Below are 12047 nucleotides of genomic sequence, written 5' to 3'. Positions count from 1 at the left end.
ATTAAAAATGACCTTTACATTATCCATTATACTTGATAAAATAGACTTTGTCTAAAAAATATTTAAGGAGTATCACTAAATGGATTTCGAATGGGTCGTTAAATACGCCACAGAATTTTTAGGAACAGCTATCCTCATTATCTTGGGGAACGGAGCTGTTGCCAACGTTGAATTAAAAGGAACTAAGGGACATCAGAGCGGTTGGTTAGTCATCGCTGTCGGTTACGGTATGGGGGTTATGATTCCAGCTTTGATGTTTGGTAATGTGTCCGGTAACCATATCAACCCTGCCTTTACTTTGGGACTGGCTGTCAGCGGTTATTTCCCTTGGGCACAGGTTGCACCATACATTGCAGCGCAGATTTTGGGAGCTATCTTCGGACAGGCTTTAGTCGTTGCGACCCACCGTCCTTACTATTTGGGAACAGAAAATCCTAATAATATTTTGGGTACTTTCTCTACCATCTCTAGTCTAGACCATGGCACGCCTGAATCACGTAAAGCAGCCTTGTTCAATGGTTTTATCAATGAATTTGTTGGTTCTTTTGTTCTTTTCTTTGCTGCTATGGGCTTGACCAAGAACTTCTTTGGAGCAGAATTGTTGAGCAAAGCTGAAGCAACTATCAATTCGCAAGCTGCTCAGATGGCAGCACAAGGGACTTCAGTTCCTAAAGAACAGATTGCTGCTGCAATATCTCAGGCTAAAGACCAAGTTGCACCATTCCAAGTTGGTAGCCTTTCAGTCGCTCACCTAGCACTTGGGTTCTTGGTAATGGCTTTGGTAACCTCACTGGGAGGCCCTACTGGACCTGGACTGAACCCTGCTCGTGACCTCGGACCTCGTATCCTCCACTTCATCCTGCCAGAATCTGTTTTGGGCAAACACAAGGGTGATTCAAAATGGTGGTATTCTTGGGTTCCAGTTGTGGCACCGATTCTTGCAGGTATCACAGCGGTCCTCTTGTTTAAAACAATCTACGGATAAGCACATAAGATCAGAGTTGGGGGATTTCCTCAACTCTTTTTTCGAACGATAGAGAAGGTAAAGATGGAGATGCAAGCATCAAAATATCATAAGATCAGTGGCCGCAGAACCTTACTCTTTGGTTTTTTAGCCCTTGTTTTTGGCCTGATTATCATTGTCAATGGCTTCAGATTTACCAAGCTGGCCTTCGATTTTATTTCGCTTTATCTGACGGTTGTTGGCTTGGTAAATATTTTTCTTCATGTTTTTACGCGCAAGAAAGAAGGGGCTGTCTGGCATAGTCTGCTTCAGATTGCAGTCGCCATGGGTATCAGCTGGCTCAACCGAATCAGTGATGTGCCTGTCAATATCGTGATTATTAGTTTGGGTAGCTACCAGCTCTTGACGGCCGGTATTTACGGAATGACCTATCTGCTTTATCGGCAAAATCATGTCAAGGGCGGCTTGCGCTATCTATTTGATACCGTTCTCTATGGTGGAATTGGGCTGACCAGTATTCTTTCGCCTGCGACTGACGGACACTTGCAGTTTTTGATTTTGGGAATCTATTTGATGATGCTGGGAATGTCCAATATCCGGGATGGCCTCTTTTTTGATAATGACCGTGAAAAACATCGGCTGCGTAGGCAAATTCGTATTAACCTCCCTATTATTTTTGCAGCCTTTATTCCGGTAGAAAATCTGGAACACTTTAATCGATTGATTCAGGGAGATACAGCTTCTGATCGTAAAAATGTTTATAGTCTTGTTAAGAATAGAGAGAAAAAAGCGGACTTAGAGGTCTTGGTTCATACTTCAAAGACAAGTTTATTAGGAGCCATAGGTCATGTAGATATTTGTTATCAGGGACAAGTGATTTCTTATGGCAGTTATGATGTTTTTTCTGAGCGATGCAAGGGCATGATTGGAGACGGTGTTCTTTTCAAGGTTCCTAAAGGTGTCTATATTGAGCTTTGCAAAAAAGAAAGTAAGAAAACACTCTTTGGTTATTCTTTGGCTTTGACGGATAAGGAGAAGGAGTCGGTTGAAAAGCGCTTGGCTGAAATCGATCAGCTGTTGGTGGAATGGGAGCCGCCAGCAGAACTGAAAAATGGGCAGCCAACATACTCCTACAAGTTGAAGCATGAACTAGGGGCGCAGCTATATAAGTTTAAAACCAGTCGTTTCAAGACTTATTTTGTCCTGTCAACCAACTGTTGCCTGCTAGCAGATTCGATTATTGGGCAGGCTGGGACAGATATTCTGGATATTCGCGGGATTATCGCGCCCGGTACCTACCAGTCCTATCTGCAGTACGAGTTTGAGTCCGCTAGAGGTTTGGTCATTGCTCAGACTGTTTACCAATAAATCCAAGGCCTTCTTGTTTTAAAAATTGTTTATTTGCGCATAATTTCTTGTCAAAAAGATGAAAATCCATTACAATAAAATGGTTTGGAGGAATTATGAGCGCGAATCATATTATTAGAATTATCCCTGTATTAAAGATAAATAATCGTCATTTAAATCAAGAATTTTTTGTAAATCAGCTGGGCATGAAGGCCCTTTTAGAGGAAGCTGCTTTTCTGTCCTTGGGAGATCAGACCAAGACTGAGAAACTGCAGCTGGAAGAATCACCCAGCATGCGGTCTCGGCGAGTTAAAGGCCCTAAAAAATTAGCCAAAATTGTTGTCAAGATTGCAGATGCTAAAGAAATCGAGTCTTTATTGGCTCAAAAGCCTGCTTGGACAAAGCTGTATCAAGGAGAGAAAGGCTATGCTTTTGAAGCCCTGTCGCCAGAAGGCGACCTAGTTCTCCTGCATGCAGAAGAGAATAGAGCAGGTCTGAAAGAAGTGGCGGAGGCTCCTGCCTTTGAAAAGCAAGAGGACTTCATCGGTCTTAGCCAATTTGAGATAGAGACGGTAGAAATTCGTGTGCCTGATGCCAATGCAGCCCAAGAATTTTACAGCAAGATTGAAAATGCGCTGGATTTTCTGACCTTTACAGAAGCAGAGGGACAAGACTTGCAGGCAGACAGTGCCCTAACTTGGGATTTGACCATGCTCAAAGCTCAGGTCAATCGTTTAGAAACCGCTGCCCTGCGTCCTGTCTTTAAAGAACAAGAGGTCTTTGTACCCAAGTCAGATAAGTTCCTGTTGAGTCAGGATTCTAGCAAGATTGAATTGTGGTTTGAAGCATGACTCTAGAAAAAATCATCAGTAAAATCCAAGAACAGCTGAAAGACGGTATCTATCCCGGTGCTAGTCTGGCCTTGTATCAAGCTAGCCGGTGGCAGGAATTCTACTTTGGTCTGGCAGATCCGCAAGAAGGAAAGGCCACTCAAGCGGGTTTGGTCTATGACTTGGCTAGCGTCAGCAAGGTGGTCGGAGTTGGTACTCTGGCAGCCTTTTTGTATGAGCAGGACAAGCTGGAGCTGGATTTGCCCCTGCAGCATTACTATCCGGCCTTCCATCGAGAAGATGTGACCTTGCGTCAGCTTTTGACCCACACATCTGGGCTGGATCCCTTTATTCCCAATCGTGATCAGCTGACAGCTCCAGAGTTGAAAGCAGCGCTTAATCATTTGACGGTGCTTGAAGATAAGACCTTTCGCTATACGGATGTGAATTTTCTGCTCTTGGGCTTTATGTTGGAAGAAATCTACGGTCAGTCTTTGGATCAGATTTTTCAAAGTCAGATTTTCCGGCCTTGGGGTCTGGCTGAGACAGGTTTTGGACCAGTTCCAGGAGCTGTGCCGACCGTTCGCGGTGTCCAGGATGGTCAGGTTCATGATCCCAAGGCGCGTGTGCTGGGTGTCCATGCTGGCAGTGCTGGCTTGTTTTCAACCCTAAGGGATTTAGAAGTTTTTCTGGAGCATTATCTGCAGGATGACTTTGCGGACCATCTGACCCAGAATTTTTCCAAGGAGCCAGGCAAAAGGCGCAGTCTAGCCTGGAATCTGGAGGGCAGCTGGCTGGATCATACTGGCTACACGGGAACCTTTATCATGTATAATCGCAAGGAGCAAAAGGCGGCTATTTTCCTATCCAACCGGACCTATGAAAAAGACGAGCGGGCTCAATGGATCTTGGATCGTAACCAGCTGATGGACCTGATAAGAATAGAACTTTAAAAGACTCCGGCTGCCAGCCCCGGAGTTTTATCATGTCTGCCTATATAAATATCGGTCTCTAGCCCCAGTGATTTTCTCTTAATAAAAATCGCTTTTTTTGCCAAAGTATATTAAAATAAGATAGAGAGAATCTACAGACAAGAGAAGAATATGACAAAAGAAATCGGTGTCGGCAAGGCACACAGTAAAATTATTTTAATGGGAGAGCATTCGGTTGTCTATGGCTATCCGGCCATTTCCCTGCCTCTTAATCGTATCGAAGTGACCTGTCGGGTCTTTCCGTCTGAGCGGGCCTGGACCCTCTACGCTGAGGATACACTGTCTATGGCTGTTTTTGCCTGTCTGGAACATCTCGGTCGGCAGGGATCTAAGATTCGCTGTCAGGTGGAGTCTATGGTCCCTGAGAAGAGGGGAATGGGTTCTTCAGCCGCAGTTAGTATTGCGGCTATTCGGGCTGTCTTTGACTACTTTGAGGAAGAACTGGATGACCAGACACTGGAGATTCTAGCCAATCGGGCTGAGATGATTGCCCATATGAATCCCAGCGGGCTTGATGCCAAGACCTGCCTTAGCGATGTAGCTATTAAGTTCATCCGCAATTTCGGTTTCAGCGAGATTGAGCTAAATCTGGATGCCTTTTTAGTCATTGCAGATACTGGTATTCACGGTCATACCCGCGAAGCCATCCGTGCTGTAGAAAGTCAGGGTCAAAAGGCTCTGCCTTTGCTGCAGGAATTGGGGAATTTAACGAAAATCCTTGAGAAGGCTATTTCTATCAAGGACCTGATGACAATGGGGCAAGCTATGACCAAGGCTCATGAGAAGTTAGACAAGCTAGGAGTGTCTTGCCAGAAAGCGGATGAGTTGGTAGCGGTAGCTCTTGAAAATGGAGCTTTGGGTGCTAAAATGAGCGGCGGCGGTCTGGGTGGCTGTGTCATTGCTCTTGTAGGAGAAAAAAATCAGGCGGAGGCCTTAGCCGCCTTACTGAGAGAGAAAGGGGCCATTAACACATGGATCGAAAGCCTGTAAGTGTCAAATCCTATGCCAATATTGCAATTGTCAAATATTGGGGGAAGAAAGATGCAGAAAAGATGATTCCGTCTACTAGCAGTATCTCGCTGACACTGGAAAATATGTATACCGAGACGCAACTAAGTCCTTTGCCAGATACAGCAACTGGAGATGAGTTTTATATTGACGGTCAGCTGCAAAGCCCAGCAGAACATGCTAAAATCAGTAAGATTATTGACCGTTTTCGCTCTCCAGAAGATGGTTTTGTCCGAGTTGATACCAGTAACAATATGCCAACAGCAGCGGGTCTGTCTTCCAGCTCCAGTGGTCTATCAGCCCTAGTCAAGGCCTGCAATGCTTATTTTCAGACGGGCTATCAGACGGAAGAACTGGCTCAGCTGGCCAAATTTGCTTCAGGGTCCTCTGCTCGGTCTTTCTTTGGCCCGCTAGCAGCCTGGGATAAGGACAGTGGGGCCATTTATCCAGTCAAGACGGATTTGAAATTAGCTATGATTATGCTAGTTCTGCACGATGAGAAAAAGCCTATTTCCAGCCGCGACGGTATGGAGCTCTGTGCTAAAACTTCCACCATTTTCCCAGATTGGATTACCCAGTCTGCCTTAGATTATCAGGCCATGCTGGGTTATTTACGGGACAATGATTTTGCCAAGGTTGGTCAGCTGACGGAAGAAAATGCTCTTCGGATGCATGCCACGACAGAAAAAGCTTATCCACCATTCTCTTATCTGACAGATGAGTCTTACCAAGCTATGGATGCTGTCAGAAAGCTGCGGGAGCAGGGCGAGCGTTGCTACTTTACCATGGACGCGGGGCCCAATGTCAAGGTGCTCTGCTTGGAGGAAGACCTAGACCATCTGGTTGCTATATTTGAGAAGGACTACCGACTTATCGTCTCCAAAACAAAGGACTTGTCTGATGAAAGCTAGTGCAAGAGTCCAAACCTGCGGCAAGCTCTATCTGGCGGGTGAATATGCAGTGCTGACGGCCGGTCAGCCAGCCATTATCAAAGCCATTCCTATCTATATGACGGGAGAAATCCAGACAGCGCCTGACTATCGCTTGACATCAGATATGTTTGAACACAGCGCTAACCTAGAGCCAGACCCTGATTATGCCTTGATTCAGGAGACGATAGGGGTTATGAACACTTATTTGCTGACCTTAGGCTACCAACTTCAGCCTTTTTCTCTAAAGATTAGTGGCAAGATGGAAAGGGACGGCAAGAAGTTCGGTATTGGCTCCAGCGGTAGTGTTGTTATTCTGACCATCAAGGCTATGGGAGCACTTTATGAGCTGGACTTAGAGCCAAAGCTGCTCTTTAAGCTGGCTTCCTACGTTCTCCTCAAGTGCGGAGACAATGGTTCCATGGGAGATTTGGCCTGTATTGCCTATGAAGACTTGATATACTATCGGTCTTTTGATAGAGAATTGGTCCGCGAGCGCATGGACAAAGTTGATTTACAGCAATTACTAGCAGAGGATTGGGGTTTTGAAATTCGCAGTATTAAGCCTTGCTTAGTCATGGATTTTCTGGTTGGCTGGACCAAGCAGCCAGCTATCTCTAAGTACTTGGTCAATCAGGTCAAGTCAGCTATTTCAGAGTCCTTTTTGACAGGCAGTAGGACGCAGGTTGATGCTTTGGAGAGAGCTTTATTAGCAGGAGAGCAGCCCGTTATTCAGTCCAGTTTGGAAAAGGCTAGTCAGCTATTAGAAACACTCAGTCCGGTTATCTATACAGACAGGCTGAAAGTCTTAAAAGAAGCGGCAGAGGGACTGAACTGTGTGGCTAAGAGCAGTGGTGCCGGCGGTGGTGACTGCGGGATTGCTCTCAGCTTTGATGCCGCATCTAGCAAGCAACTAATTCAAGCCTGGCAAGAAGCTGGCATTGAGCTATTATACAGAGAAAGGATGGGTCATGATGAGCCAGAATCGTAAGGACGACCATATCAAATACGCTTTAGAGCAGCGTCCAGGTTACAACAGTTTTGATGAAATGGAACTGGTTCACCGTTCTCTGCCCAAGTATGATTTGGCAGAGATTGACCTATCTACTCACTTTGCTGGCCGTGACTGGGAGTTTCCCTTTTACATCAATGCCATGACTGGCGGCAGCCAAAAAGGTGGCCAGATCAATGAAAAGCTGGCTCAAGTAGCTGAAAGTTGTGGCCTTCTTTTTGTAACTGGCTCTTACAGCGCAGCCTTGAAAAATCCTTCTGATCCTTCCTATCGGGTGGCGGCTGGTCGGCCTAATTTATTGCTAGCTACCAACATCGGCTTAGACAAGCCTTATCAAGCCGCCCAGCAGGCGATAGCTGATTTGCAGCCCCTATTTTTGCAGGTCCATGTTAATCTCATGCAGGAATTGCTGATGCCGGAGGGCGAGCGGGAGTTTCGCTCTTGGAGACAGCACTTGGCGGATTATAGTCAGCGGCTGGATCTTCCCCTAATTCTTAAAGAAGTTGGCTTTGGCATGGACCGCTCTACTGTTGAAGAAGCGCGCTCCATGGGGGTTCAGACTTTTGATATTTCAGGACGTGGTGGCACTAGCTTTGCTTATATTGAAAATCAGCGGGGTGGCAATCGTGACTACCTCAATGATTGGGGGCAATCTACTCTGCAGAGTCTGTTAGCGCTTCAGCCACTTCGCGATGAGGTCGAACTCTTGGCTAGTGGAGGTGTCCGCCATCCTTTGGATATGATCAAAGCCCTTGTCTTAGGAGCCAAGGCAGTCGGTCTCTCTCGCACCATGCTGGACTTGGTGGAAAATCACTCAGTGGAAGAGGTTATTGATATTGTAGAAGGCTGGAAATCAGATCTGCGCCTCATTATGTGTGCCCTGTCCTGCCGAAACTTGCAAGAACTAAAGAGTGTACCCTATCTACTCTACGGACGGCTGAAAGAAGCTCAGGAACAGATTAAATAAATAGCATAAAGACATACAAAAAAGGCCATCAAGGCCTTTTTACTTGTCCTGTTTTCGTAGATTAGCTAGTATTTCCTGAGCAGCAGCGAGGTTAAAAGTCTTATTGGCTGTTAAGCGATTGGCTACAACAGCAATTTCTTCGTCTCGGGCTCCAGCTTGCAATGCTAAAGATTTGGCATGCAATTTCATGTGTCCGGCTTGGATGCCAGTGCTGACAAGGGCTTTGAGGGCAGCGAAATTTTGCGCCAATCCTACCGATACGATAAGGGAAGCCAATTCCTTGGCCTGAGGCTGCCCTAGAAAGTCAAAGCTGGCTGCCACTGCGGGATTGAGGCCGATGGAGCCTCCCTTAGTCGCAATGGGCATGGGCAGGGTCATCTGACCATGAAGCTGCCGTGTGTCTAGGTCTGCAGTCCAAGTAGAGAGGCCGCGGTAGGATCCGTCTCGGCTGGCATAGGCATGAGCACCGGCTTCCACAGCCCTCCAGTCATTTCCAGTAGCCAGCACCAAAGCATCAATACCATTAAAGATGCCTTTATTGTGGGTAGCTGCCCGGTAAGGGTCGACCTGGGCTAATTTGCTAGCCAGCTGCATTTTATCCGCAAGAAGTTCCGCCTCAGCCTTATCCCGACTGAGAAAGCGATAGTCGATGACACAGCGGGCTGTTACCAGGCTATCTGTTGCATAGTTTGACAGGATAGCCATCAGACTCTTACCGCCAGTCAGCTCTTCCAGAGGAAGGGTGAGGGCCTCCAGCATGGTGTTGAGCATATTGGCTCCCATGGCTTCCTGCGTATCTACAGACAGATAAAAAATTAGGAAGTCATCCTTTTGCTCCAGCCAAAGATCTCTAGCACCTCCACCACGAGCAACAATCGATGGATAGGCTTGGTTGGCCTGTTCCAGTAACTCTTTCTTTTTCCTGAGAACATCTTTGATAGCTTGGTCTGCTTTCTCAACCTGATAGAGGGCGATTTGCCCAATCATCTGGCGTTTGTGGACCTCTGTCTCAAATCCGCCTGAACGTTTGATAATCTTAGCGGCAAAGCTAGCCGCTGCTACCACAGATGGCTCTTCTGTCACAAAAGGAACTTGATAGCTTTTGCCATCCACCAGAAAGTCTGGCACCAGAGAGTAGGGCAAGGCCAGAGTGGCCAGTACATTTTCGCTCATCTGATTGGCTGTTTCCAGAGGCAAAGTCTGCTGACTGTCTAGAAGCTGCCAATGTTCATCTTGTAAAAGCCCCTTTTCTTTCAGCATCTGCAGCCGTTGAGCAGGAGTTTTTTTGGAAAATCCAGTCCAGTTTACTTTCATGATGATTTCTCAACTTTGATATACTTACGCTGGTGCTCTGCAATTTCCGCCAGAGCAAAGCTTTGTTCCTCATAGCCAGAGAAGCTGGCATTGCCCTCCGCATCCAGATCAGCTTCTTCAAAAAAGATGCGCTCGTAGTCTGCGATGGAAAGAGCCTGACGCTGGTCTAATTCCTCTAGGCGTGTCTTGGATAGATGCTTTTCATAGCCCTCTACCAAATTGGCACTAAAGATTTCAGAGACAGCTCCGCTGCCATAGCCGAAGAGAGCAATCCGATCGCCAGCCTTGAGGTTGTCAGAGTTTTCTAAAAGAGACAGGAGGGCTAGGAAGAGGGAGCCTGTATAGATATTTCCAACTTTTTGGCTGTAGAGAATGGAGGCTTCAAAGTTCTCTCTGAGCTGGTCTTGCTGCTCCTGAGGCAGGCTTTTATCCATGATTTTATTGAGACCTTTAAGAGCAAGTTTTGGATAGGGCAGGTGGAAGCAATAGGCCGCAAAATCTTTGAGAGCCAGCTTGTGGCGTTTTTGGTACTCCGTCCAAGTTGTCTTTAAGCTATCCAGATACTGCTGGGTTGAATAGAGCCCGTTGACATAAGGCGTTGTCGAGTAATTTGGGCGCCAAAAATCCATGACATCACGTGTCTGAGCTACATTATCATCATTGAAAGCGAGGATACGAGGATTCCTGCTAATTAGCATAGAAATAGCTCCCGCTCCCTGAGTTGGTTCGCCAGGTGTGTTAATGCCATACTTGGCAATGTCGCTAGCTAACACCAAAACTTTGCTGTCTGGATGTTTTTCGATATGGAGCTTGGCATAGTCCAGTGCAGCAGTTGCTCCATAGCAGGCTTCCTTGATTTCAAAGCTGCGGGCAAAGGGTTGGATACCCAAAAGGCCGTGGACAAAAACGGCTGCCGCCTTGCTCTGGTCAATCCCTGACTCAGTAGCCACGATGACCATATCAATCTTTTCTTTGTCCTCTGCTGTCAGGATGGGCTCTGCTGCCGCTGCTCCCAAGGTAACAATATCCTCAGTCAGAGGAGCAATGCTTAGTTCCTTGAGCAAGAGTCCCTTGCTAAGCTTTTCTGTATCAGTCCCACGGGCTGCCGCTAAATCATTTAATTTTAAGACATAATTACTGGTCGCAAAACCGATTTTGTCGATTCCGATTGTCATTATAAGACCTCTTTAAATCCTTTTATTCTAGTATATTCCGAAGACTATTTTACCATACTTAGGAATAAAACTCTTACAAAAACATCTAATCTCAGCTAAATCAGGCTTAAGATGTATTTTCCAAAAGAAAAACAGCAGATGGCTCTACTGTTTGTTTGCTGTGAGTTTGGTTTGACGCTTTTTCAAGTAGTGATAGAGCTTGAGTACGACGGTGCCGCTGGCCATGCCAATTGAGATGACCAAGGCTAGAATGACTACCAGAGTGGCGTGAATCATGGCCTGGCTATAGTCACCAGTGACAAAGAAGGCAGTCGTCCGATAGGAAATGTAGCCTGGGACCAAGGGGGCTAGAATGGCCAAAATAAAAACAACAGCAGGCGTTTTGTAGATGATACTTAGGATTTGGCTGATGCAGGAACCAAGGATAGCAGCCACAAAGGTTGCTATGATGACGTTGGTCGGTCCTTTGAGCAGGAGATAGAGCAGCCAAATAGCCATGCCTAGCACTCCGCCGGGAATCAGCATACTGCGCTGAACATTTAAAACGATTAAAAAAGTAATGATAGCTAGTAGGCTGGCAACTGCTTGCAGTAAGAAAGTCAAGATTGTCATAGGCTTATTTCATAATAAGGAGGGCGACAGAGGTACCTGCACCGAGAGCAAGAGTGATGAGGAGCGATTCAAAGAGCTTGCTCATCCCAGAGTTGATATGGTTGGTCATGATGTCACGCACAGAGTTGGTCAGAGCAATGCCGGGCACAAAAGGCATGACAGAACCCGCAATAATCAAATCATCTGTGGAGTTAAAACCAGAATAGCGTGTCCAGATATGAGCCAGCAGTCCAAAGACGAAGGCTCCGGCAAAAGCTGTCACAAAAGGGATACGGATATATTTGTCAACATACAAAGAGAAGGCAAAGCCAAAGAAGGTAGCAATGGCCGCGCCTAAAGCATCGTAGAAATTTCCGCCAAACATGATGGAGAAGAAGGGAGCACTGAGCGTTGCTGCTGCAATCAGCTGCTTGTTATTATAGGGCAGCTCCTTAACTTTGAGGCGATTCAGCTCATCAAAAGCCTCTTGAAGGCTGATTTCTCCTGTAACCAACTGACGGGAGACCTGATTGACATCGCAGACCTTCTCAATGTTGTAGTTGGTCTTGAGATTGCGCTTCATCCGTGAAACATTTGTATTTTCAATCGAAAAGAAAATAGCCACTGGCATTGCTAAGGCATTGCAGTCGATGATCCCTTGTGAATGTGCGATGCGAATCATGGTGTCTTCTACCCGATAGGTCTCGGATCCGCTCTGCAGCAGCAGTGTCCCGGCTAGCATGATAACATCTACTGCCAGATTGAAATCTTTGGCTTCTTCCCTGATACCTTTCTCTGTCATTTCCCCAATCCTTTTCCTAGTATAGCAATAGAACCATTATACCATAAAGCCTCTTAAAAATATCATCAAGTTGGCAGTCATTTGAAGTCTGAAATACAAAAAAGAAGATTGGAGAT

The 12047-nt window shown here is 46.3% G+C and carries 12 protein-coding genes; 8 read left to right on the top strand and 4 right to left on the bottom strand.

Annotation, left to right across the window (positions count from 1 at the left end; all coding sequences use genetic code 11):
- Positions 1-79 precede the first annotated feature (79 nt).
- The 8 genes from gla to fni all read left to right on the top strand — a co-directional run bounded on the left by gla (position 80) and on the right by fni (position 8049).
- Positions 80-985 (top strand): aquaglyceroporin Gla, encoded by a 906-nt coding sequence (gene gla / locus D8877_RS08245; RefSeq protein ID WP_125341146.1) that lies wholly within the window; start codon positions 80-82, stop codon positions 983-985.
- Positions 986-1048: 63 nt separating this feature from the next.
- On the top strand, positions 1049-2332 hold the full coding sequence (locus D8877_RS08240; RefSeq protein WP_125341145.1) for a DUF308 domain-containing protein: 1284 nt from the start codon (positions 1049-1051) through the stop codon (positions 2330-2332).
- 95 nt (positions 2333-2427) lie between these two features.
- Positions 2428-3162 carry a CppA N-terminal domain-containing protein gene (locus tag D8877_RS08235; RefSeq protein WP_125341144.1) on the top strand — a complete coding sequence of 245 codons (735 nt, stop codon included), beginning with the start codon at positions 2428-2430 and terminating at the stop codon, positions 3160-3162.
- Positions 3159-4094, top strand: a complete 936-nt coding sequence (locus tag D8877_RS08230) for a serine hydrolase domain-containing protein (protein ID WP_125341143.1) — start codon at positions 3159-3161, stop codon at positions 4092-4094. Before D8877_RS08235 ends, D8877_RS08230 begins: the two co-directional genes overlap by 4 nt.
- Before the next feature lie 150 nt (positions 4095-4244).
- Positions 4245-5123, top strand: coding sequence for a mevalonate kinase (mvk, locus tag D8877_RS08225; RefSeq protein WP_125341142.1), 879 nt, complete (start codon positions 4245-4247; stop codon positions 5121-5123).
- A complete protein-coding gene (mvaD, locus tag D8877_RS08220) occupies positions 5105-6052 on the top strand; it encodes a diphosphomevalonate decarboxylase (protein ID WP_125352998.1) in 948 nt (315 codons plus the stop codon). The genes mvk and mvaD overlap by 19 nt, the downstream gene beginning before the upstream one ends.
- Positions 6042-7061, top strand: a complete 1020-nt coding sequence (locus tag D8877_RS08215) for a phosphomevalonate kinase (protein ID WP_125352996.1) — start codon at positions 6042-6044, stop codon at positions 7059-7061. The genes mvaD and D8877_RS08215 overlap by 11 nt, the downstream gene beginning before the upstream one ends.
- Positions 7042-8049 (top strand): type 2 isopentenyl-diphosphate Delta-isomerase, encoded by a 1008-nt coding sequence (gene fni / locus D8877_RS08210; RefSeq protein ID WP_125353030.1) that lies wholly within the window; start codon positions 7042-7044, stop codon positions 8047-8049. Before D8877_RS08215 ends, fni begins: the two co-directional genes overlap by 20 nt.
- A gap of 39 nt (positions 8050-8088) precedes the next feature.
- On the opposite strand, the gene D8877_RS08205 is transcribed toward fni, so the two are convergent.
- From D8877_RS08205 to D8877_RS08190, 4 genes are all read right to left on the bottom strand, one after another.
- A complete protein-coding gene (locus D8877_RS08205) occupies positions 8089-9363 on the bottom strand; it encodes a hydroxymethylglutaryl-CoA reductase, degradative (RefSeq protein ID WP_125352994.1) in 1275 nt (424 codons plus the stop codon).
- Positions 9360-10538, bottom strand: coding sequence for a hydroxymethylglutaryl-CoA synthase (locus D8877_RS08200; RefSeq protein WP_125352992.1), 1179 nt, complete (start codon positions 10536-10538; stop codon positions 9360-9362). Before D8877_RS08200 ends, D8877_RS08205 begins: the two co-directional genes overlap by 4 nt.
- A 144-nt stretch (positions 10539-10682) precedes the next feature.
- Positions 10683-11150 (bottom strand): threonine/serine exporter family protein, encoded by a 468-nt coding sequence (locus D8877_RS08195; protein WP_002916038.1) that lies wholly within the window; start codon positions 11148-11150, stop codon positions 10683-10685.
- 4 nt (positions 11151-11154) lie between these two features.
- Positions 11155-11931: a threonine/serine exporter family protein gene (locus tag D8877_RS08190; RefSeq protein ID WP_002901514.1), complete on the bottom strand. Its 777-nt coding sequence runs from the start codon at positions 11929-11931 to the stop codon at positions 11155-11157.
- Between the last annotated feature and the right edge of the window lie 116 nt (positions 11932-12047).

Origin of the sequence: Streptococcus sanguinis (assembly GCF_003943735.1) — a bacterium.
GTDB classification, from domain to species: Bacteria; Bacillota; Bacilli; order Lactobacillales; family Streptococcaceae; genus Streptococcus; species Streptococcus sanguinis_E.
Note: the sequence above shows the minus strand (reverse complement) of the source record. Positions and strands in the feature narration are given on the sequence as shown.

Excerpts from the sequence above, each read along its gene's own strand:
- D8877_RS08190 (WP_002901514.1), bottom strand. The coding sequence starts at position 11,931 with ATGACAGAGAAAGGTATCAGGGAAGAAGCCAAAGATTTCAATCTGGCA.
- D8877_RS08215 (WP_125352996.1), top strand. The coding sequence starts at position 6,042 with ATGAAAGCTAGTGCAAGAGTCCAAACCTGCGGCAAGCTCTATCTGGCG.
- gla (WP_125341146.1), top strand. The coding sequence starts at position 80 with ATGGATTTCGAATGGGTCGTTAAATACGCCACAGAATTTTTAGGAACA.
- D8877_RS08205 (WP_125352994.1), bottom strand. The coding sequence starts at position 9,363 with ATGAAAGTAAACTGGACTGGATTTTCCAAAAAAACTCCTGCTCAACGG.
- D8877_RS08235 (WP_125341144.1), top strand. The coding sequence starts at position 2,428 with ATGAGCGCGAATCATATTATTAGAATTATCCCTGTATTAAAGATAAAT.
- mvk (WP_125341142.1), top strand. The coding sequence starts at position 4,245 with ATGACAAAAGAAATCGGTGTCGGCAAGGCACACAGTAAAATTATTTTA.
- D8877_RS08195 (WP_002916038.1), bottom strand. The coding sequence starts at position 11,150 with ATGACAATCTTGACTTTCTTACTGCAAGCAGTTGCCAGCCTACTAGCT.
- fni (WP_125353030.1), top strand. The coding sequence starts at position 7,042 with ATGATGAGCCAGAATCGTAAGGACGACCATATCAAATACGCTTTAGAG.
- mvaD (WP_125352998.1), top strand. The coding sequence starts at position 5,105 with ATGGATCGAAAGCCTGTAAGTGTCAAATCCTATGCCAATATTGCAATT.
- D8877_RS08240 (WP_125341145.1), top strand. The coding sequence starts at position 1,049 with ATGGAGATGCAAGCATCAAAATATCATAAGATCAGTGGCCGCAGAACC.
- D8877_RS08230 (WP_125341143.1), top strand. The coding sequence starts at position 3,159 with ATGACTCTAGAAAAAATCATCAGTAAAATCCAAGAACAGCTGAAAGAC.
- D8877_RS08200 (WP_125352992.1), bottom strand. The coding sequence starts at position 10,538 with ATGACAATCGGAATCGACAAAATCGGTTTTGCGACCAGTAATTATGTC.